The sequence below is a fragment of the Mesorhizobium sp. NZP2077 genome, assembly GCF_013170805.1.
In the GTDB taxonomy this organism is placed as follows: Bacteria; Pseudomonadota; Alphaproteobacteria; order Rhizobiales; family Rhizobiaceae; genus Mesorhizobium.
Map to the genome: position 1 here is coordinate 1,672,501 of NZ_CP051293.1, position 2,500 is coordinate 1,675,000.

The window sequence follows — 2,500 nt, forward strand, 5'->3', positions numbered from 1 at the left end:
CGCGGGGAACTGAAACATCTAAGTACCCGTAGGAAAGGACATCAACCGAGACTCCGGAAGTAGTGGCGAGCGAACCCGGACCAGGCCAGTGGCGATTGAGAGACAAGCGGAACCTTCTGGAAAGTAGGGCCATAGTGGGTGACAGCCCCGTACGCGTAATGCAATCAATCGTCCTCGAGTAAGGCGGGACACGTGAAATCCTGTCTGAAATTGGGGGGACCACCCTCCAAGCCTAAGTACTCGTGCATGACCGATAGCGAACTAGTACCGTGAGGGAAAGGTGAAAAGCACCCCGACAAGGGGAGTGAAAGAGTACCTGAAACCGATTGCCTACAAACAGTGGGAGCCCGCAAGGGTGACCACGTACCTTTTGTATAATGGGTCAGCGACTTAGTGTGACGAGCAAGCTTAAACCGCTAGGTGTAGGCGCAGCGAAAGCGAGTCTGAATAGGGCGTTCAGTTCGTCGCATTAGACCCGAAACCGAGTGATCTAGCCATGAGCAGGTTGAAGGTAAGGTAACACTTACTGGAGGACCGAACCCATAACTGTTGCAATAGTTCGGGATGACTTGTGGCTAGGGGTGAAAGGCCAATCAAACTCGGAAATAGCTGGTTCTCCGCGAAATCTATTTAGGTAGAGCGTCGACCGAATACCCCAGGGGGTAGAGCACTGGATGGGCTAGGGGTCCTCACCGGATTACCAAACCTAACCAAACTCCGAATACCTGGGAGTACTAGTCGGCAGACACACGGCGGGTGCTAACGTCCGTCGTGAAAAGGGAAACAACCCTGACCTACAGCTAAGGTCCCCAAGTTATGGCTAAGTGGGAAAGGATGTGAGGATCCCAAAACAACCAGGATGTTGGCTTAGAAGCAGCCATCATTTAAAGAAAGCGTAACAGCTCACTGGTCTAAATAAGGGTCTTTGCGCCGAAAATGTAACGGGGCTAAAGCCATACACCGAAGCTTAGGGTTCGTAGCAATACGAGCGGTAGCGGAGCGTTCTGTAAGCTGATGAAGCCATACCCGTGAGGGGTGGTGGAGGTATCAGAAGTGCGAATGCTGACATGAGTAACGTAAGGGGAGTGAGAGACTCCCCCGCCGAAAGACCAAGGGTTCCTGCTTAAAGCTAATCTGAGCAGGGTTAGCCGGCCCCTAAGACGAGGCGGAAACGCGTAGTCGATGGGAACCACGTTAATATTCGTGGGCTTGGAGGTAGTGACGGATCATTGAGGTAGTCCAATCTTATCGGATTGAACGGGCTGCTGCGTGGTTCCAGGAAATAGCTCCTCCTTATAAACCGTACCCGAAACCGACACTGGTGGTCTGGTAGAGTATACCAAGGCGCTTGAGAGAACTATGCTGAAGGAACTCGGCAAATTGCACGCGTAACTTCGGAAGAAGCGTGACCCTTTTCTACGCAAGTAGAGGAGGGTGGCACAGACCAGGGGGTAGCGACTGTTTATCAAAAACACAGGGCTCTGCGAAGTCGCAAGACGACGTATAGGGTCTGACGCCTGCCCGGTGCTGGAAGGTTAAGAGGAGGGGTGCAAGCTCTGAATCGAAGCCCCAGTAAACGGCGGCCGTAACTATAACGGTCCTAAGGTAGCGAAATTCCTTGTCGGGTAAGTTCCGACCTGCACGAATGGCGTAACGACTTCCCCGCTGTCTCCAGCATAGACTCAGTGAAATTGAATTCCCCGTGAAGATGCGGGGTTCCTGCGGTTAGACGGAAAGACCCCGTGCACCTTTACTATAGCTTTACATTGGCATTCGTAGTGGCATGTGTAGGATAGGTGGTAGGCTTTGAAACCTGGGCGCCAGCTCAGGTGGAGCCACCCTTGAAATACCACCCTTATTACTATGGATGTCTAACCGCGGCCCGTTATCCGGGTCCGGGACAATGTATGGTGGGTAGTTTGACTGGGGCGGTCGCCTCCTAAAGAGTAACGGAGGCGCGCGATGGTGGGCTCAGAACGGTCGGAAATCGTTCGCTGAGTGCAATGGCATAAGCCTGCCTGACTGCGAGACTGACAAGTCGAGCAGAGACGAAAGTCGGTCATAGTGATCCGGTGGTCCCGCGTGGAAGGGCCATCGCTCAACGGATAAAAGGTACGCCGGGGATAACAGGCTGATGACCCCCAAGAGTCCATATCGACGGGGTTGTTTGGCACCTCGATGTCGACTCATCGCATCCTGGGGCTGGAGCAGGTCCCAAGGGTATGGCTGTTCGCCATTTAAAGCGGTACGTGAGTTGGGTTCAGAACGTCGTGAGACAGTTCGGTCCCTATCTGCCGTGGGTGTAGGAATATTGAAAGGATCTGTCCCTAGTACGAGAGGACCGGGATGGACGGATCTCTGGTGGACCTGTTGTGGCGCCAGCCGCATAGCAGGGTAGCTATATCCGGACGGGATAACCGCTGAAGGCATCTAAGCGGGAAACCCACCTTAAAACGAGTATTCCCTGAGAACCGTGGAAGACGACCACGTTGATAGGCCG

1 rRNA gene (cut by both window edges) is annotated in these 2,500 nt (G+C 53.6%); it reads left to right on the forward strand.

Features of this window, described 5'->3' with window-relative positions:
* A 23S ribosomal RNA gene (locus HGP13_RS08265) occupies window positions 1–2,500 on the forward strand (it extends past both window edges: 293 nt to the left, 62 nt to the right).